Source organism: Pandoraea norimbergensis (assembly GCF_001465545.3).
GTDB classification, from domain to species: domain Bacteria; phylum Pseudomonadota; class Gammaproteobacteria; order Burkholderiales; family Burkholderiaceae; genus Pandoraea; species Pandoraea norimbergensis.
Genome location: NZ_CP013480.3, coordinates 6049818 through 6069860 on the forward strand (window position 1 = coordinate 6049818; position 20043 = coordinate 6069860).

Genomic DNA, 20043 nt, shown 5'->3' on the forward strand with positions numbered 1-20043 from the left:
CGTGCCGTGGCGCTCAGGCGGTGGCCGCAGGCAATACGCCCGCGCCATGCGCCATCTCGCCCATGTCAGCCATGCCCGCAGCCACTGTCTCGCGTGCCGCCAACGGCCAATGCATCACCTGTGCCGCCAACTGACGATACGCCACCGCCGCCGGTGCCATCGGGAACGCATCGACCACCGTGCGCGTCAGTTGTCGCGCGCGCAGCACCTGCCGATCCGACGGTACATGACCCGCCAGCTCCAGCGACACCGCCAGATACCGGCTCGCGGTCGTGGCCAGATTGCGGCACACCACTCGCGCTTCCACATCCTCGGCGCGGTTCACCAACACCCGGAACTGCGCCAACGCATATTCGAAATGGGCCTGCTTGATCCACGAGTACGCCCCCGTGATCGACGCCGGCTCACACCCCAGCACCACCAGCACATCGTGCGCATGCGCCGCCAACGGGCTCAGCAACGCGCCCGCGTGCGTGCAGTCGATGACAACCACGTCCGGCTCGCCCACGGTGAGCAACGGCATGGCCCGCACCGGGTCGATGCGCTCGGGATGACGGTGCGCCACCGGCACCAGGACAAAGTTGTCGCGCGTACTCACCCGAACGGCGTCGGGCGAGACTCGCCCAGCCAGCACGTCATGAATGTCGCCACGCAGCGGCAACCCCATGGCGGGCGCGGCATGGCCGCTTTCGTCGGCCAGCACGACATCCTGACCATGATGGGCCAGCGCACTGGCCAGATTGAGGGCAACACTCGTCTGACCGGCTTCAGGCGCACTTCCCACCACCGCGACGACGCGCGTGGTATGGCGCGCCACCAACCGGCGCAGCCCTTCCGCTTGATCGAGTACGAGTTTAACCAAAGCACGCCTCGCCTGAAGGTTGGGCGGGCGCGAACAGCCCGCTGTAGTTAGGATCGACCCCGCGCACGACGGCCATCAGATCTTCCTCGGCCGGCACGAACGGCGACCCGGTCACCGGCGCCGACAACGCCGTGTCGATCAGGAACTGACGGTCTGCCACGTGCAGGTTCTCCGGCACGCGCTGCCCCGTCGACACGTAATGCACCGGCAAACGATGACGAATCACCGTGTCGAGTACCGACCCGAGATTGGTGGTTTCGTCGAGCTTCGTCAGAATACACCCGGCCAGGTCACTGCCACCTTCCGCGCTCGCGCTCCGGTAGGCATGCACCACTTCATTGAGGGTGTCGCCATGGCTCGTGGCGTTAAGCAGCAACAGGCGCTGCACCGGCGTCTCCGCGCCGCACAGCATCGCGACTTGCTCGGGCACGGTGCGGTCGCGCTGGCTCATACCGACCGTGTCGATCAGCACCATATGTTTGTTGCGCAATTCGGTCAGCGCCAGACGCAGGTCCGTCGCGTCTTTCACCGCATGCACCGTTACGCCGAGAATCTTGCCGTAGATGCGCAGTTGCTCGTGACCACCGATACGGTAGCTGTCGGTCGTGAGCAGTGCGAGCTTCTCGGCACCGTGGCGCATCACGCAACGTGCCGCGAGCTTGGCCGTCGTCGTGGTCTTGCCTACGCCGGTCGGCCCCATGAGCGCATACACGCCACCGCGCTCCATCAATTCGTCTTCATTGGGCATGACGGGCAGGTTGCGCTTGAGCGCGTTCTTCACCCAGTCGAGCCCGGCATCGCGGTCGCTGCCTTCGGGCAGGTGTTCCAGCAACGCACGGCCCAGTTGCGCCGAGAACCCAGCGGCCAGCAGCGTGCGCAGAATCTCGCCCTGTGCCGGCGAGCGGCGCTGTTTGTCGTTCCACACCAGCCCCGCCACCTGCTCTTCGAGCAGACCGCGCATGGACTGAAGCTCGCCCATCATGCTCTGTGCAAACGCGCTGGCCGCCGCCGCGTCGTGCGCCGAAGCGGTTGGCCCGGCAACCGCAGCCGGTGCAGCCGCCACGGGTTGTATGGGCTGGGCCGGACGCGGACGTGGCCGGTGCGTCGGCATGTCGCCGCCGGCGAGTGCGTCCAGATCCTCTTCCGCCAGCGCGACGATTTCCACGCCGTTGGCGACCGAACGATTGGACAACACGACCGCGTCGGGTCCGATTTCCTCGCGAATCTGGCGCAGTGCGTCGCGGCACGTGCCCGCAAAGAATTTACGAATCTTCACGCTTGACCTCCGATGAGTGCCGTCATTTTCACGTTGCGCGTATCAGGCACTTCCGCATACGACAGAACCTTGAGCTGCGGCAGGCTGCGGCGCAAGAAGCGCGAGAGCAGCGAACGCAGCGGATGTTGAACCAGCAAGACGGCCGGCAGCCCCTGACGCTCCTGACGCGCCACCGCTGCCTGTGTTTCGCGCAACAGCGTGTCGGCGAGGCCCGGCTCCAGACCGGTACCCCCGCCAGCGGACAACGCCTGCGTCAGAATGCGTTCGAGATTGGCGTCGAGGCCAACCACTTCGAGATCGCCGTTGCCCGGGAACACGCTCTGCGTGATCGCGCGGCCCAGCGACAGGCGCACCAGCGCCGTGAGTTCGTGCGGGTCCTGCACGCGCGCGCCATGTTCGGAAATCGCATCGATGATGGTGCGCATATCGCGAATCGGCACCTGCTCTTCGAGCAGGTTTTGCAGCACCTTTTGCAGCGTAGTGAGCGCGACGGTCTTGGGCACCAGGTCTTCGATGAGCTTCGGCGCGTCCTTGCCGATGCGCTCGATGAGTTGCTGCACTTCCTGACGGCCGAGCAATTCGTGGGCGTGCCCGTTGATCAGGTGATTCAGGTGAGTGGCCACGACCGTACCGGCATCGACCACCGTGTAACCGTAAGCCTGCGCCTGGTCGCGCTGGCCCACGTCGATCCACATGGCGGGCAGGCCGAACGCCGGATCGCGTGTGGGCGTGCCTTGCAGCGGTGCGCTCACCTGACCCGGATCGATCGCGAGCAACTGGCCCGGATACGCCTCGCCTTCGCCGATGATCACGCCCTTGAGCGTGATGCGGTACTGATTCGGACGCAGTTCCAGATTGTCGCGGATATGCACCACCGGGGCGAGGAAACCAATTTCCTGCGCGAATTTCTTGCGAATGCCCTTGATGCGCTTGAGCAACTCGCCATCCTGATTGCGGTCCACCAGCGGAATCAGGCGATAACCCACTTCCAGACCCAGCGGGTCGACCAGCGCCACGTCGTCCCACGAGGCCTCGGCCACTTCGCTGGGTGCCGACGTCGCGACCGGCGCGGGACGCGTCGATTCCTGCTTGGCGCGCTCGGTGCGCTGATGCTGCCAGCGGGCCAGTGCGCCCAGCCCGAAGGCCAGTACCAGGAAGGCAAAGTGCGGCATGCCCGGAATCAGGCCCATCAACCCGAGAATCGCGGCCGTAATACCCAGCACGCGGGGGTTGTTGAACAGTTGCGAGACGACCTGCTGACCGATATCTTCGTCGGTCGCCACGCGCGAGACGACCACACCGGCCGCCGTCGAGATCACCAGCGCCGGGATTTGCGCGACCAGACCGTCACCGATCGTGAGCAGCGTGTAGTTCTTGGCGGCCGTGCCGATGTCCAAACCGTGCTGGGCCACGCCGACGATCAAACCGCCGACGATGTTGATGACCATGATCATCAGGCCCGCCACCGCATCGCCGCGCACGAACTTCGATGCACCGTCCATCGAGCCGTAGAAGTCGGCTTCCTGCGCAATCACCGTGCGGCGCTTGCGCGCTTCGTCTTCCCCGATCAGGCCGGCGTTCAGGTCGGCGTCGATGGCCATCTGCTTACCCGGCATGGCGTCCAGGGTAAAACGTGCGCCCACTTCGGCGATACGCCCGGCACCCTTGGTGATCACCATGAAGTTGATGACCACGAGGATGATGAACACCACGATACCGACGGCGTAGTTGCCACCGACGAGGAAGTGGCCGAACGCCTCGATCACCTTGCCGGCCGCATCCGGACCGGTGTGACCTTCGAGCAGCACCACCCGGGTGGACGCCACGTTCAGCGACAGGCGCAGCAGCGTGGAGAACAGCAACACACTTGGGAAGGCCGCGAAGTCGAGCGGCTTTTGCGTGTACATGCTGACCAGCAGCACCATCACGGCAAGCGCGATGTTGAACGTAAAGAGCAGATCCAGGATGAACGGCGGCAGCGGGAGGATCATCATGCCCAGAATCATGACGATCAGCACCGGCGCGGCGAGTGACTTCAGGTTGCCGCCGAGCAACGTTTGGGACGAGCGCAGAAACTGGTTCGCGCGGGGGTTGAGGTTCATTCGTTACGCTCCGGCGCGCGGCAGCGCGTCGAGTTCAGCCGGGACCGGCAGATCCGACGGGGTACGCGGCTCGGCGCCCCCTTCGTTACGCCAGCGGCGAAGCTGGAAGACCCACGCAAGCACTTCGGCCACGGCCGTGTAGAGCGTGGCCGGAATTTCGTGACCGATTTCCACGTGCTTATGCAGCGCACGGGCCAGCGGCGGGGCTTCGAGAATCGGGATACGGTGCTCTTCGCCCATTTCGCGGATACGTTTGGCCACCAGATCGGTGCCCTTGGCCAGCACACGCGGCGCGCGCATGTTGTCCTTGTATTCGAGCGCGACGGCAAAGTGCGTCGGGTTGGTGACGATCACGTCGGCCTTGGGCACGTCCTGCATCATGCGCCGGCGCGCCGCCTGGCGCTGCAACTGGCGGATATGCGCCTTGACGTGCGGATCGCCTTCGTTTTCCTTGTTCTCCTGACGCACTTCCTCTTTGGTCATGCGCAGCTTCTTGTAGTGCTGCCAGAGCTGGAACGGGATATCGATGGCCGCCACGAGCAGCAGCGACATCACGATGAACGCGCAGCACACCACGATCATCTCGCCCACGTGCGGCAGGGCCACGCGCGGCGACTGGGTCATCAGGCCCATCACGGCGTCGCGGTCGCGGGCGATCGCCCAGTAAGCGACGGAGCCCACGAGCACGGTCTTGGCGATGGCCTTGATCAGCTCGACCAGACCCTGCGTGGAGAACATGCGCCCCAACCCCTTCGCCGGGTTGAGCCGGCCGAAGTTGGGTGCGAGCGATTTGGTGGAGAAGAGCCAGCCGCCCAGCGCCATGGGCGCGGTGATCGCCGCCAGCACCAGCAGGCCGAGCAGCGGGGCAATGACCATGAGGGCGTCGGCGCCCGAGTGAGCGGCATTGGCGAGCATGCGGTGGGTGTCGAGCGCCGTGCCCGGCTCGAACTGCATGCCGTGGCGCATCAACTGGGCGAAGCCTTGGGAGATCCGGTCGGCAGTCATCCACATGCCGGCGACACCGGCAGCCAGCAGGGCAAAGGTGGATAGCTCGCGCGAACGCGCAACCTGCCCCTCCTCGCGCGCCTTTTCAAGACGCCGGGGAGACGCGGGTTCCGATTTTTCGAGATCGCTTTCCTCAGCCATGCCCTATCCACGTCGGGCGGACAGACCCACCCTATCCCGACCGATTATGTCCGTAACCGTCAAGACACAAAGGGGGGAATAGAGGCGGGAATGGGCGGTATTTCAGAACCCGAGGCTGGCAAGCAGGTCATCGACCTGCTCTTGATCGGACACGATGTCCGTGCGACCTTCTTTTTTGACCTGCGGACCGTTGAGCAGGGAGTCTTCCGCTTCCTTGCGCTTCTCGGGCGGCATGTTCTCGAGCAGCGTCTGGAACAGGTGCTTCTCGATCTCCTGCACGACTTCCATGATCTTCTTGATGACCTGACCGGTCAGATCCTGAAAGTCTTGCGCCATCATGATTTCCATCAGATGGGCATTGGTCGCGCGAGTGTCTTCGGGCACCCGGCGCAGGTAGCCGCGCGTCTCGGTGACCAGCTTGCGCGCATCTTCGAGTTCGAGCGGCTGGTCGAACCACTTCTCCCAGCGCGCGTCGAGCGCGTTGGCGTCGACTTCCAGCCGCTCCTGAATGGGCTTGGCCAGCTCAATCGCGGTGAGCGCACGCACGGCGGCCTGTTCCGTCATCGTCGCGACGTAGTTCAGCCGGTCGCGCGCGTCGGGGATAGCCTCGGCAGCTTGCTCGAGTTGTTTATCCAGGCCGAGTTCGCGCAGGTTGTCGCGCAGCATGCGCGTCAATTGCCCGATGCGCATGAGCATGCGCTCGGCCGGGTCTCCTGCCGGCGCGGCCCCGTTGGGCTCGACCGGCCATTCAGTGCTCGCGTCGTGGGTCACGCTCAGGCCCCCGTCTTTTCCATTTTCTCGAAGATCTTGCCCAGCTTTTCATCCAGGGTGGCGGCCGTGAACGGCTTGACCACATACCCGCTCGCCCCCGCCTGCGCGGCAGCGATGATGTTTTCCTTCTTGGCTTCGGCAGTCACCATCAGCACCGGCAGCTTCGAGAGGTTCGGGTCGGCGCGAATCTGCTGGAGCATCGTCAGGCCGTCCATGTTCGGCATGTTCCAGTCCGAGACCACGAATTCGAAACTGCCGCCGCGCAGCTTAGCCAGCGCCGCCGCGCCGTCTTCGGCTTCGTCGACGTTCGAGAAACCCAGCTCTTTGAGCAGGTTTCGCACAATCCGGCGCATCGTCGGGAAATCGTCGACGACCAGAAACTTCAAGTTCTTGTCTACCATCATCACTCCAATTCGGCCGGTGCCCCCGAGGGGCCCGGCGCCATTTCATGGGGCCTTCGCCGCAGCATCCCAGTGCCCTGGGAGCCCGCAAAACATGCGAAGCATACTGCGAAAACGTAAAGCGCCCTACTATACTCGTTGCGTGCGTTCGCCAAATTTCGCGACCTGATGCAGCACTTTGCGCGCCATCTCCGACAGGGGCACGACCTCTTCGGCCCCGCCCATCGCAATGGCTTCGCGCGGCATGCCGAACACGATGCAGCTCGCTTCGTCCTGCGCAAACGTGTGCGCGCCTGCCCGGCGCATCTCCACCAGCCCAGCCGCACCGTCGCGGCCCATCCCCGTGAGGATTACCCCGATCGCATTGCGCCCGGCGTGGACCGCTGCGGAGCGAAACAATACATCGACCGACGGCCGATGTCGATTCACCGGCGGTGCCGGGTCGAGCAACGCCACATAGTTGGCACCGCTACGCGAGAGCTGCAAGTGGGTGTCGCCGCCCGGCGCAATGTACGCGTGGCCCGGCAGAACGCGCTCGCCATGTTCGGCTTCCTTCACCGTGATACGGCAAAGCCCGTTCAGGCGCTGCGCGAACGACTTGGTAAAGCCGGCCGGCATATGTTGCGTAATCAGAATCGCAGGCGCATCGGGCGGCATCGGCACGAGCACTTCGCGAATCGCTTCGGTCCCGCCCGTCGACGCGCCGATGATGATCAACTTCTCAGTCGACACCAGCGGGTTGCGCAACAGCGGCGCCGCTTCGATCGGTGCCGGCGTTGCGCTCTTGGGCGGTGCACTGCGCACGCGGGCGCGCGCCGCAGCGCGAATCTTGTCGGCAATCATCTCGCCGTACTCGAGCATGCCGTCGCGAATACCCAGACGCGGCTTGGTCACGAAGTCGACCGCGCCCAGTTCCAGCGCACGCAGCGTGACTTCCGAGCCGCGCTCGGTCAGCGACGACACCATCAACACCGGCATCGGCCGCAGACGCATGAGCTTCTCGAGGAAGTCCAGACCGTCCATGCGCGGCATTTCGACGTCGAGCGTGAGCACGTCAGGGTTGTGTTGTTTGATGAGATCGCGCGCGACCAGCGGGTCGGGTGCGGTCGCCACCACCGTCATGTCCGGTTGCGCATTGATGATCTCGGTCATCAGGCTGCGCACGAGTGCGGAATCGTCCACGCACAGGACTTTGATAGGTTCGCTCAAGCCTCCTCCATTTTTCGGTTGTCAGGCCCCGGCCGAGGCTTGGCGGTTCTGGCCGGTGGCGCAAAGAGTTCTACGGAGCCCCGTACTTCGCGTGTGCGCAGTCGCTGCGCATACGCCTGTTCGCGCTGTGCAATCGCCGGGTCTCCGCGATCGCCCAGTTTCTTGACCATCACCCGGCCGGTGCGCGGCAGAAAGCACACCTTGCGCGGATGCGGTCCGAGCAGATCCTGCGCGGTCACGCGAATCTGCTCGGTCTCGAGATAGCGCAACACAAAGTTCGCGTTGCGATCCCCGATGTTCAATGTGGTCATGCCCGCCAGCACGGCGCCGCCGCCAAACACCTTGGCTTCGAGCCGCTCACGGCGTGCCCCGAGCTTGATCAGCTCGTTGATGAGCATTTCCATGGCATACGCGCCGTAGCGCATCGATGCCGAGAGCAACCGGTCGCGGTCGCTCTCGCCGTCGTCGGGCAGCATGAAGTGATTCATGCCACCGATGCCCGTGACGTTGTCGCGCACACACGCGGCCACACACGAGCCCAGCACCGTCACGAGCATGATGTCTTCGGTCGTGACGAAGTATTCGGACGGCAGCAGTTTGACGGCGCGGGTATTGAACGCGCTGTCGAAGTAATGATTGGTCGCGAGGGCTTCGGCCAGCGGCTGCGCCATGTCAGGCTCCCCTTGCTCCGGTGCCGGCCAGTTCGTACACCGTCTGCCCGCGCAGACGGAACGCCCGGCTCACATACGTGAAGTTCTCGGAATGCCCCGCGAAGAGCAGCCCGTCCGGTTTAAGCAACGGCACGAAGCGCTCGAGAATGCGCGCCTGCGTCGCCTTGTCGAAATAGATCATCACGTTGCGGCAGAAGATCACGTCGAACGGCCCGCCCAGCTGCCACGACGGGGCGAGCAGGTTGAGCGGCGCAAACGTGACCAGTTGCTGTAATTCGGGACGCACCTTGATCTTTCCGGCGTTCGCGCCCGTGCCACGCAGAAAGTGGCGGCGCAGTTGCTCTTGCGAGAGCTTGCCGGTTTGCTCGCCGTTGTAGACCGCTGCTGAAGCGCGCGCAAGCACCTGCGTGTCGACGTCGGTCGCAATCACGCTGGCGTTGGGCCGTGAGCCCAGCGTATCGACCAGCGTCATCGCAATCGAATACGGCTCTTCGCCGGTCGAGGCTGCACAGCACCAGATCGAGATCGGCTTGGCGCGGTTGCGGATGAACTCGGCGAGCAGCGGGAAGTGATGCGATTCGCGGAAGAACGACGTGAGGTTGGTCGTGAGCGCGTTGGTGAACGACTCCCACTCGCTGTCGCCGGTGTCGGCTTCGAGCATGTCGAGGTATTCGGTGAAGCTCGTCATGCCGAGCGCGCGCAGCCGCCGTGCGATGCGGCTGTAGACCATCTCACGCTTGTGTTCGGCCAGCGCGATGCCCGCACGCTGATAAATCAGATTGCGAATGCGGCCGAAGTCGGCCAGCGAGAACGCGAAGTCGCGCTCGCCCGCGAGCGCAGCCCCGCTGGCACGGGCAAACTCCGTGCTGCGGCTGCCGTCGCCACCCTCGTTACCGGGGGTGCCGCGACGCGTCGTATGCGAGGTAATGCGCGAGTCAGTCATTGAGTTTCACCGGCGTCAGTGGCTCGCCTTATGCCGCGCGAGCGAACGGTTGCGGCGTGTTTTCGCGACGCGTGGCACTCATCGCATGAATACTTGCGCTGCCCGCCCCGCTCGTCTGGAATACCGAAACCGCCGCGCGCAGTTCGTGCGCCTGCGATTCCAATGCCCCGGCGGCCGCGGCCGCCTCTTCCACGAGTGCCGCATTCTGTTGCGTGACTTCGTCCATCTGGGTCACGGCACGATTGACCTGCTCGATACCGTTCGACTGCTCGGCCGACGCCGCCGAAATTTCGCCCATGATGTCGGTCACGCGCTTGACCGCCTGCACGATCTCTTCCATCGTCTGGCCCGCTTGTGCGACCTGCGAGGTGCCGTCCTGCACCCGGCGCGACGACTCTTCGATCAGTGCCTTGATTTCTTTCGCGGCCGACGCGCTGCGCTGGGCCAGCGTGCGCACTTCGCCCGCCACCACCGCGAAGCCACGGCCTTGCTCGCCTGCACGCGCGGCTTCCACGGCGGCGTTCAGGGCGAGAATGTTCGTCTGGAAGGCAATGCCGTCGATCACGCTGATGATGTCCACGATCTTGCTGGAGCTGGCGGAAATGCCATCCATCGTCGTGCCGACCTGCCCGGCCACCTGACCGCCACGCGAGGCGATCTCCGACGCGGTCACCGCGAGTTGGCTGGCCTGACGCGCGTTGTCGGCGTTCTGCCGGACGGTCGCCGTGAGCTGCTCCATCGACGACGCAGTTTCTTCCAGCGAAGCGGCTTGTTGTTCCGTACGCGCCGACAGATCGGTATTGCCCGCCGCAATCTGCTGCGCGGCCGTCGTGATGGACTCGGTGCCCTGACGAATCTGTCCGATGGTGTCGGCCAGCGTGTGTTGCATGCGCTGCATCGCGAACAGCAGGCTGGTGTTGTCGCCGGCGGCGACGTTCACATGGCTTTGCAGATCGCCCGCCGCAATGCGTTGCGCAATTTCTGCCGCGTATTCAGGCTCGCCGCCAAGGCTGCGCTGCACATTGCGGATGATCGCGACCATGGCCGCCGTGACGATGCCGCCGATGAGCAACAGCACGATGCCGTAGCGCAGCAGCGTCGCGAGGAACGCGTCGTCGACGTCCTGCACATACACGCCGCTCATGAAACCCCAGTCCCACGGCGCGAAGTACTTCACGAACGAGAGCTTGGCCATGCGCTTGTCGCTGCCGGCCACTCGCCCGTAATAGTCGACGAAGCCCGCGCCCTTGTCTTTGGCCACGCGGGCCATTTCGACATAGAGCAGCTTGCCGTTCGAATCCTTGTAGGTGGAGACGTCTTTGTTCACCAGATCGGCGAGCGTCGGGTGCATGAGCACGGTCGGCTTGGTGTCGAAGATGACCACATAGCCGCTGCCGCCGTCGCCGTAGCGCATCGACTTCAGACGTGCCATTGCCTGCTGTTTGGCCTCGGCCTCAGGCATCTTGCCCGCAGCGGCCTGTGCGGCGTAATCGCGCACGATGCCGTCGGCGGTGGTCACGATGTCCTGCACGGCATCTCGCCGCTCGGCCAGCATCGTGCCGCGCTCATGCCACGACGCCCAACCGCCGAGCAATAAAAGACCCAGCCACATCAGCGCGAGCGCGGACCAGAGTTTTGCCTTGAGACTCAACTGCATCATGATGTGACCCTCCACCACCGGCTCACCGTCGCGCGGACATCGTGTCCCGCGCGCACGGCGGCTTTTGTCTTACCCATTGTTGCCACTTGCCGACACGCACCGCCCGGAGCTGTAAGCTGCCATCTCCGGACAGGCACGTGCACCGTTCCTGTAGTTACTGCTTGTGTTGCTTGTGTTGCTTGTGTTGCTTGTGTTGCTTGTGTTGCTTGTGTTGCTTGTGTTGCTTGTGTTGCTTGTGTTGCTTGTGTTGCTTGTGTTGCTTGTGTTGCTTGTATTGCTTGTATTGCTTGTATTGCTTGCATTGCTCGACTTGCGGGTGTTGCCTGTGCTGCGTTGCCGGAAGCGCGCGCTATCGCGTGATAACACGCGCTTCAAGACGATCAGAATGTTTCCCAATCGCCGTTGGCGTCATCCGTGCCAGTGCGCGCTGCCGGGGCCGCTGTGGCCGGGGCCGGACGGCGCAACGGTGCGGCTGCCGGGGCGGCCTTGGGTGCTGCTGCTTTCGGGGCGGCTGCCGGGGCCGGCGCGGCGGTCTTTCTCACCGGCGGGCGAGCAACGGCTCGCGGTGCGGGTGCTGCCGCCAGTGCCGGTGCCGCATGCGCGGCGTGGCCAGCATGGGAACCTGCGGCCTGACTGGCGTCCAGACGGAACACCGACACGACCGACTTGAGGCGGTTGGCCTGCTCTTCGAGCGAACCGGCAGCCGCGGCGGCTTCTTCAACGAGTGCCGCGTTCTGCTGCGTGACTTCGTCCATCTGCGTCACGGCACGATTGACCTGCTCGATGCCGCCCGACTGCTCGGCCGACGCGGCCGAAATCTCGCCCATGATGTCGGTCACGCGCTTGACCGCCTGCACGATCTCTTCCATCGTCTGACCGGCCTGCTCGACGAGCGCCGAACCGTCCTCGACCTTGTGGGCCGAGTCTTCGATCAGCTCCTTGATTTCCTTCGCGGCTGCGGCGCTGCGCTGGGCCAGCGTGCGCACTTCGCCTGCAACCACCGCGAACCCACGACCCTGCTCGCCTGCGCGCGCAGCTTCCACGGCGGCGTTCAGCGCCAGAATGTTGGTCTGGAAGGCGATGCCGTCGATCACGCTGATGATGTCGACGATCTTGCTGGAGCTCGTCGAGATGCCCTGCATCGTGCCGACCACCTTGCCCACCACGTCACCGCCGCGTGCCGCGATATCCGATGCATTCACCGCGAGCTGGCTCGCCTGACGGGCGTTATCCGCGTTCTGCTTGACGGTGGCGGTGAGCTGCTCCATCGACGAGGCGGTTTCTTCCAGCGAGGCAGCCTGTTGCTCCGTACGCGCCGACAGATCGGTGTTGCCTGCGGCGATCTGTTGCGCAGCGGACGTGATCGACTCGGTGCCCGAACGCACTTCGGCGACGGTACGCACGAGGCTGTCCTGCATGTGCTTCACGCCCTTGAACAGGCGGCCGGTCTCGGTGTCGTTCCACACGTCGATGCGCTGCGTGAGGTCGCCGCCGGCGATTTTTTCGAAGTGCTTGATGGCGTCGTCGATCGGGCCGACGATGGCGCGCGTGAGCGTGATCTGCGTGATCAGACCGACCACCAGACCCACGATCAGGCCGATACCGACCATCCACATCACCAGCGTGTAGCGGGTCTGCGCCACGTCGTAACGATCTTGCGCATTCTTGACCTGAAGGTCGGCCAGCGTCGTCATCGCCTTGGTGTAATCGCCGAACAGGCGCGGCACGTCCATCACGGTCTTGGCGTGGAAATCGGGAATGTCGCCCGATTCGATCGCCTTGAGCGCGGGCAGAATGCCTTCGTTCACGACTTTGCTGCGGGTGGCGATGGCCGCGTCGGCCAGCGGCTTTTCGCCATCGCTCATCGGCAGCGCGGCGTAGGTGGCCCACGCATCGTCAGCCTTCTTGAGGTTGTTGCGCACCCCGTCGATGGCCGTCTTGATTTCACTCGGATCGGCGATGAACTCGATGCGCGCCAGGGTCACACGTGCGGAGAGCGTGGAGAGCGTGGTCTGTGCGAGGGCACGCGACGACGCCATGTCGTTCGTGTACATATCCTGCAACGACGCGTTGCTCTGTCGCAGCGACAAGAGCCCCACCGCGGCGCCGACGACCAGCAGCACCATGAAGAGTCCAAGCGCCAGCGTCAGCCGTGCCCGGATGGTGACATTTTTAAACATAACGACCTCTACCCCGTGAATACCGGCTCACGCCGGCGTACCCATCCCAATCACCGAAACGTTCAAAACTCTTCCCAGTCGCCCGAGTCGCTCGCGCCACCGGCAGGTGCGCTGCCGGGTGCCGCTTTGCCGCGACGCGCCGCCAGTTGCAAGACCTGCGCATCTTCCTGTGCATTCGTGGCAGCCGCCGCCGATCCGGCAGCAGCGGCCGGAGCAGCCGTTTGCGGACGGCGCGTTACCGTGCGTGCCGCAGCGGCACCGGCGCTTGCGCGGGCAGTGGCTGCCCCTGCGGCGGTTGCAGCCGCTTTCGGCGCACTCGCGGCCGATGCTGCCTTGGCTGCGCTCGCGACGGGTTGCGCTGTGCTTGCTGCCGTCGAATGACGAACCGTCTGGGCGCTGGCTGCGCGTGCCGCACTGCGTGCATCGCCCGCCTTGAACGCATCACCGACACGGAACACCGAGACGGCGTCGCGCAGGCGGTGCGCCTGTTCTTCCAGCGAGCCCGCCGCCGCGGCCGCTTCTTCGACCAGTGCCGCGTTCTGTTGCGTGACCTCGTCCATCTGCGACACGGCGCGGTTGACCTGCTCGATGCCACCCGACTGTTCGGCGGACGCTGCCGAAATCTCGCCCATGATGTCGGTCACGCGCTGCACGGCCTGCACGATTTCGTCCATCGTCTTGCCGGCCTGCGACACGAGTGCCGAGCCGTTCTCGACGCGGCCCACCGAGTCTTCGATGAGCACCTTGATTTCTTTCGCGGCCGACGCGCTGCGCTGCGCCAGCGTGCGCACTTCACCCGCCACCACAGCAAAGCCACGGCCTTGTTCGCCCGCACGCGCCGCTTCCACGGCGGCGTTCAGCGCGAGGATGTTGGTCTGGAAGGCAATGCCTTCGATGACACTGATGATGTCGACGATCTTGTGCGAACTCGACGAGATGCCCTGCATGGTGTCGACCACGTTGCCGACCACCTGACCACCGCGTGCTGCAATTTCCGACGCATTGACGGCCAGCGCGCTCGCCTGTTTGGCGTTGTCCGCGTTCTGCTTGACCGTGGCGGTGAGCTGCTCCATCGACGACGCCGTCTGTTCCAGCGACGCGGCCTGTTGTTCGGTGCGTGCCGACAGATCGGTGTTGCCCGCCGCGATTTCGCGCGACGCCACGTTGATCGACTCGATGCCCTCGCGCACGTCGGAGACGATCGACAGCAAGCTGTTCTTCATGACCGTCAGGCCGAACAGCAGCTGGCCGACTTCGTCGCGCCCGGTGCCTTCGGCCTTGCCGGTCAGGTCACCCGCCGCAATCTGCTTGGACATCGACAGCGCCACGCGCAGCGGATGATTGATCGCACGGCGCAGAATGCTGCCGAGCACGAACAGCACGATGATGCCGCCGATCACCGCCACCGCCGTGAGCGCACGCACGATGGTGTGCTCGCGCTGGCCCTGTTGATACAAGTCGGTGGCCTGCGTGAGTTCCAGTCGCGTGAGCACGTTGAGCTCGTCGCGCATCGGACCGTACGCGGGTTTCACCTTCTCGAGATACGTCTGTTGCGCGCCTTCTGCCGAGCCGACCTTGAGCATCTCGACGGTCTGTTGCAGGCCATCGGTGGTAAAGCGCTGGCGAATCACGTTGAAGCGTTCGGCCTGTGCCTGCGTGGCCGGGTCGACCGACTTCATGTAGGTCGCCCACTCGCGATTGATGTCGTCGAGGCTGGCGGTGATCTCATCGCCCGCACGCTTCATCGCGTCGAGATTCGGGCTGCCGATGGCTTCCGCCACTAGCAATACGTCGCGGTCGAGTTTCTGGCCGATGGCGCCCAGCGTGCCGACCGGCACCATACCGTTCTGGTACACCTGAAGCAGCTTGGCGTTGCTGCTCGACATGCCCCACAGACCCAGTCCGCCCACAATCGCGAGCAACAGCGCACCGAGCACGATGATGCCGGTCAGGCGCGCACGCAGCGTGTCGATGCGAATCTTGCGCACGAGTGCAGCAATGCCACCCCGTTCGACCCGGCCACCGCGAATGCGCAGATTGCCGGCCTGACCATTGCGAAAGCGCGCGTAGATGGTTTCAGCCTGGTCGGTCGCCCCGGCAGCCGGACGCACGCGCACCGAGGTGTAACCCACCACGGCGTCGTTTTCGAGCGTCGGGGTGACGGTTGCCAGCACCCAGTAGAAGTCGCCGTTCTTGCGGCGGTTCTTCACGAGACCCGTCCACGTATCGCCGCGGTTGATCGTGTCCCACAGGTCGCCGAACGCTTCGGGCGGCATGTCGGGATGGCGCACGATGTTGTGCGGCGCGCCCAGCAGTTCGTCACGCGAATAGCCACTCACCTCCACGAAGGCGGGATTGGCATACGTGATCCGCCCCTTCAGATCCGTTCGCGAGATCAGGTACTGATGCTCGCCGATGACGAATTCGTTCTGGGTGACGGGCTGGTTATCGCGCACGTGCTCGGTCTCCGTAATCTTCGGGTGAGTGGGTTATGTCTGTGGGTAACGCTGCGGGTGTCTCTGCCCGTCTCTTTCGATCACTTTGCTTCTGCTTCTGTCGGCACGGCATCCCCGGACGCCGTGCCATGGTGCTTCGCTTTCGCCGACCTTAGCTCGCCAGACGCTCGATGAGCGCCATGTCGTCGCTGGTCATGAGCTTCTCGATGTCCATCAGGATCAGCATGCGGCCTTCGACCGTGCCAAGGCCCGTGATGTACTCGGTCGCCAGTTGTGCACCGAACTCGGGGGCCGGCTTGATTTCGCCGCGCGCGAGCGTGAGCACGTCGGACACGCCGTCAACGACCATGCCGACCACACGGCCGGCCACGTTCAGAATGATCACGACCGTCTGGGTGTCGTACTCGACGCGGCCGAGGCGGAACTTGATGCGCATGTCCACGATCGGCACGATGATGCCGCGCAGGTTGATCACGCCCTTGATGAAGTCGGGGGCGTTGGCGATGCGCGTGACGGCGTCGTAGCCGCGAATTTCCTGCACCTTCAGGATGTCGATGCCGTATTCCTCTTCACCGAGCGTGAAGACCAGAAATTCCTGGCCGTCGCCCTCGGTCTGCATGGCGCCGCCCTGGCGCGACATGGCATGCTCTTGCGAAAGCTTTTCCATCTGACGACTCTCCGACTTCAGTTGAAGATGGTGGCCGATGCCGAGCGCTGGCCGCGCTGAAGCGCCGCCACGTCCACGATCAGGGCCACACTGCCGTCACCCATGATGGTGGCGGCAGAAATACCGTGAATACGGCGGTAATTGGTTTCGAGGTTCTTCACCACGACCTGCTGCTGGCCCACCAGCTCGTCGACGAGCAGCGCAAAGCGGCGGCCTTCGGCTTGCAGGATCACGATGATGCCTTGCGTGGGATCCCCACGCGCCTCGGGCACGTCGAACGCACGGTACAGCTCCACCAGCGGCAGATACTCGCCACGCACCAGCACGACCTGCCCTTCGCCGGTCACCGCGCGAATGTCGTCACGGCGCGGTTGCAGCGACTCCATCACGAAGTTCAGCGGCAGGATGAAGATCTCCGTGCCGACCTTGACGGACATGCCGTCCAGAATCGCCAGCGTCAGCGGCAGCACGATGCGGATGGTGGTGCCCTTGCCGCGCGTGGACAGAATCTCCACGTGGCCGCCCATCTGCTGGATGTTTCGTTTGACGACGTCCATACCGACGCCACGGCCCGACACGTCGGTCACGGCTTCGGCCGTCGAGAAGCCCGGCGCGAAAATCAGCTGCCAGACTTCCTCGTCCGCCATCGAGTCGGACACGTTCATGCCTTGCTGCTGCGCCTTGGCGAGAATCTTCTCGCGGCGCAGACCAGCACCGTCGTCGCTCACTTCGATCACGATATTGCCGCCCTGATGCGCGGCGGACAGCACGAGCTGGCCCACGGGGTCTTTGCCCGAGGCGAGACGCGCTTCCGAGGTTTCGATACCGTGGTCGAGACTGTTACGCACCAGGTGCGTGAGCGGATCGATGATGCGCTCGATCAGACTCTTGTCGAGTTCGGTCGCCTGACCGAACGTGACCAGTTCGATCTGCTTGCCGAGCTTGGTCGCGAGATCGCGCACCAGGCGGGGGAAGCGCGAGAACACGTAGTCCATCGGCATCATGCGGATGGACATGACCGCTTCTTGCAGGTCGCGCGCGTTGCGCTCCAACTGGCCCATGCCGTTGAAGAGGCGATCGTGCAGCATCGGGTCGAGACTGCTGGCCGTCTGCGCGAGCATGGCCTGCGTGATCACCAGTTCGCCCACCAGATTGATGAGCTGGTCGACCTTTTCCACGCCCACACGAATGGAGCTATTCTCGTGACCGGCAGCGCCGCCGGCGGCCGGAGCCGCTGCGCGCTTTTCTGGCGGATGAGTGCCATTGCCACCATTGCCGCCCGCGTGAGCAACGGGGGCCGGCGGCACCACGATTTGCTCGGGTGCCGGCGCGGCGGGGACTTCGATCTGGGCCGGCGCGGCGGCGATCGGTTCGAAGATTTCGACGGCGGGCTGTGCGACCGGGGCCGCAATAACAGGCGCGGCGGGCGCAGCGGGCGCGGCAGGCGCAACAGGCGCAGCCGGAGTCGCGGCAGCAAGCGCGGCTACCGCAGCGGCATCCTGCACGTCGATCTGCGACGGTTCGATCACGAAGCAGCACACGGCGAGAATGTCGTCGGCGCCACAGGTCGTGTCGAGCCACAGATGCAGGGCGTTGTCGACCGACTGGCGGCCGGCCACGTGACCGAGGTTGCCGAGTTCTTCGGCAAGCAGGGTCTGGTCCTTTTCGCTCACGCCCGTGAGCGTGACCTTGAGACGCGTCTGGCCCGGTGCGACCGGACTGGTGGGCGCACCACTCGCGTCGGTCGTAGCTTCGGGCACCGCTGCCGCTGGCGCGGCCGCCGCAGCGGGGGCCGGTGCAGCAGGCGAAGCCGGCGCGGCCGACGGCGCCTCGCCGCTTTCTTCTGCGGCCAAGCGTTGGAGCACCGCGCAGATGCGCGTCATCGCCTCGACATCGGGTTCACTGGAGGCGCGGTAGGCATTCAACTGTTGATGCAACACGTCTTTGGTTTCCAGGAAGGTGTCGACCATCTCGGTGCGCAACTGCAACTCGCCGCGACGCGCGCGGTCGAGCAGGTTTTCCAGCAGGTGAGTGGTCTCGGTGAGCGCGGTGAAGCCGAACGTCGCGGCCCCGCCCTTGATCGAGTGCGCGGCGCGAAAGATCGCGTTGAGCTGCTCGTTGTCCGGCGCGCTCACGTCGAGCGCCAGCAAGAGATGCTCCATCTCTGCGAGCAACTCTTCCGCTTCATCGAAAAAGGTCTGGTAGAACTGGGTGATATCCACCGGTTTCCTCGTCCTAACTTGGTTGTGCCGTCGACGCCATCAACATCGTCATGTGCCCGCGCCGACAAGCGAGCCCACCACGTCGACCAGTGCCTCGGGGTCGACCGGCTTGATCAGCCAACCGCTTGCCCCCGCTTCACGGGCCGCCGTCTTATACGCGCCATCAACTTCTGTGGTGAGCACCAGAATCGGCGTTTGTGCGAACGCATCGAGGTCTCGCAGGGCACGAATCAGCGACAGCCCATCCATCCCGGGCATGTGCTGGTCGGTCAGCACCAGATCGAAATTCGCATTCGATGCCAGTGCCAGTGCCTCCTGTCCGTCGCGCGCCGTCGTCACGGCATAGCCGGCTTCGTCGAGCGTGGCCGCCAGAATCTGACGCATTGACGCGGAGTCGTCGACCGCGAGAATCGTATTGCGTGCCTGCATGGCCTCCATGCGTCTCCTCTTCTTATCGGTTATCTCGCCGCAGCGCCGTTTGCACCCGGCGCAGCAGGGGCTGCGGGGGGTGCCGGCGGCGACGGTACGCCCGGCGGCAACACGCCACTGATGGCAGCGTTGACGGCGTCGGCGCCCGAGCCTCGGGCGTTCGTCGCATCGATCGTCGGCTGATCGCCCTCGTGCTTCACAGAAGCCTCGGCACGGCGATTGAGCACGATGATGCTGATGCGTCGGTTGATCGGGTTGTAAGCGTCGTCGCGATCGAGCGGCACAGTCGAGGCCAGCCCCACCACGCGCAAGACCTTCTCGCCATCGAGGCCGCCCGCGATCAACTCGCGACGCGAGGCGTTCGCGCGATCGGCCGACAGCTCCCAGTTGCTATAGCTCTTGTCGCCCTGCGCATACGCCGTCGCGTCGGTATGACCCGACAGGCTGATGCGATTGGGTACGTCGTTGAGCGACTTGCCGATCTCGCGCAGGATGTCGCGCATATACGGTTGCACCTGCGCGCTCGCGTTGGCGAACATCGGCCGGTTCTGATCGTCGACGATCTGAATGCGCAAGCCTTCGGTCGTCACGTCGATCAGCAACTGTTTGCGGAATTGCCTGAGCGTCGGGTTATTTTCGATCGCCTTCTCGAGCCGCGCCTTGAGTTCGCGCAAACGCTGTGCATCGGCGCGCTCGGCCAACTCGGCCGTCGTGGCCTGGCGCGACCGTACCTGATCACCGCGCGATTTCTGGCCGTCGGTACGCGTCGTGTCGGTGCCGCCACCGGGAATCACGCCGCTGTTGTCCGCCGCGTTACGCCCGCCCGTGAGGGCAACCTTGAGCGGCGTACGGAAGTATTCGGCAATGCCTGTCAGTTCCTTGCTGCTCACGGAACTGAGCAGCCACATCAGCAGGAAGAACGCCATCATGGCCGTCATGAAGTCGGCATAGGCAATCTTCCACGCACCGCCATGGTGGCCGTGCCCGCCGGCTTTGCGGCGCTTGACGATAATGGGCCGCTCGTCTTTCTCGCTCATTGCTGCCGTCC

Annotated in this window: 16 protein-coding genes; all 16 read right to left on the bottom strand. The window is 64.6% G+C overall.

The genetic code is table 11. The features are described from left to right. Positions 1-13 precede the first annotated feature (13 nt). Positions 14-862, bottom strand: a complete 849-nt coding sequence (locus AT302_RS26605) for a MinD/ParA family ATP-binding protein (protein WP_058376564.1) — start codon at positions 860-862, stop codon at positions 14-16. Continuing rightward, the gene (flhF, locus tag AT302_RS26610; RefSeq protein ID WP_058376565.1) at positions 855-2138 is read right to left on the bottom strand and encodes a flagellar biosynthesis protein FlhF; all 1284 of its coding nucleotides are present in this window, start codon (positions 2136-2138) and stop codon (positions 855-857) included. The genes AT302_RS26605 and flhF overlap by 8 nt, the downstream gene beginning before the upstream one ends. Further along, positions 2135-4240, bottom strand: coding sequence for a flagellar biosynthesis protein FlhA (flhA, locus tag AT302_RS26615; RefSeq protein ID WP_058376566.1), 2106 nt, complete (start codon positions 4238-4240; stop codon positions 2135-2137). The genes flhF and flhA overlap by 4 nt, the downstream gene beginning before the upstream one ends. A 3-nt stretch (positions 4241-4243) precedes the next feature. Beyond that, positions 4244-5386, bottom strand: a complete 1143-nt coding sequence (gene flhB / locus AT302_RS26620; protein WP_058376567.1) for a flagellar biosynthesis protein FlhB — start codon at positions 5384-5386, stop codon at positions 4244-4246. 102 nt (positions 5387-5488) lie between these two features. Further along, a complete protein-coding gene (cheZ, locus tag AT302_RS26625; protein ID WP_371328806.1) occupies positions 5489-6163 on the bottom strand; it encodes a protein phosphatase CheZ in 675 nt (224 codons plus the stop codon). Continuing rightward, complete coding sequence (cheY, locus tag AT302_RS26630) at positions 6160-6558, bottom strand: chemotaxis response regulator CheY (RefSeq protein ID WP_058376568.1); 399 nt, start codon at positions 6556-6558, stop codon at positions 6160-6162. The genes cheZ and cheY overlap by 4 nt, the downstream gene beginning before the upstream one ends. A 129-nt stretch (positions 6559-6687) precedes the next feature. Next, positions 6688-7710, bottom strand: coding sequence for a protein-glutamate methylesterase/protein-glutamine glutaminase (locus AT302_RS26635; protein ID WP_058379973.1), 1023 nt, complete (start codon positions 7708-7710; stop codon positions 6688-6690). A gap of 53 nt (positions 7711-7763) precedes the next feature. Continuing rightward, the gene (cheD, locus tag AT302_RS26640; protein WP_058376569.1) at positions 7764-8438 is read right to left on the bottom strand and encodes a chemoreceptor glutamine deamidase CheD; all 675 of its coding nucleotides are present in this window, start codon (positions 8436-8438) and stop codon (positions 7764-7766) included. 1 nt (position 8439) lies between these two features. Further along, entirely contained in the window at positions 8440-9381 is a 942-nt protein-coding gene (locus tag AT302_RS26645) for a CheR family methyltransferase (protein ID WP_084656492.1), read from the bottom strand. Between the two features lie 28 nt (positions 9382-9409). After that, positions 9410-11041, bottom strand: a complete 1632-nt coding sequence (locus AT302_RS26650) for a methyl-accepting chemotaxis protein (RefSeq protein ID WP_058376570.1) — start codon at positions 11039-11041, stop codon at positions 9410-9412. 380 nt (positions 11042-11421) lie between these two features. After that, on the bottom strand, positions 11422-13221 hold the full coding sequence (locus AT302_RS28335) for a methyl-accepting chemotaxis protein (RefSeq protein WP_058376571.1): 1800 nt from the start codon (positions 13219-13221) through the stop codon (positions 11422-11424). Between the two features lie 62 nt (positions 13222-13283). After that, positions 13284-15677 (bottom strand): methyl-accepting chemotaxis protein, encoded by a 2394-nt coding sequence (locus AT302_RS28340; protein WP_058376572.1) that lies wholly within the window; start codon positions 15675-15677, stop codon positions 13284-13286. Positions 15678-15828: 151 nt separating this feature from the next. Then, on the bottom strand, positions 15829-16344 hold the full coding sequence (locus AT302_RS26665; protein WP_058376573.1) for a chemotaxis protein CheW: 516 nt from the start codon (positions 16342-16344) through the stop codon (positions 15829-15831). A 17-nt stretch (positions 16345-16361) separates the two neighbouring features. Beyond that, entirely contained in the window at positions 16362-18506 is a 2145-nt protein-coding gene (gene cheA / locus AT302_RS26670) for a chemotaxis protein CheA (RefSeq protein WP_237172228.1), read from the bottom strand. 108 nt (positions 18507-18614) lie between these two features. Then, positions 18615-18995: a response regulator gene (locus tag AT302_RS26675; RefSeq protein ID WP_058379975.1), complete on the bottom strand. Its 381-nt coding sequence runs from the start codon at positions 18993-18995 to the stop codon at positions 18615-18617. A 29-nt stretch (positions 18996-19024) separates the two neighbouring features. After that, positions 19025-20032, bottom strand: a complete 1008-nt coding sequence (motB, locus tag AT302_RS26680; RefSeq protein ID WP_058376575.1) for a flagellar motor protein MotB — start codon at positions 20030-20032, stop codon at positions 19025-19027. Positions 20033-20043 lie beyond the last annotated feature (11 nt).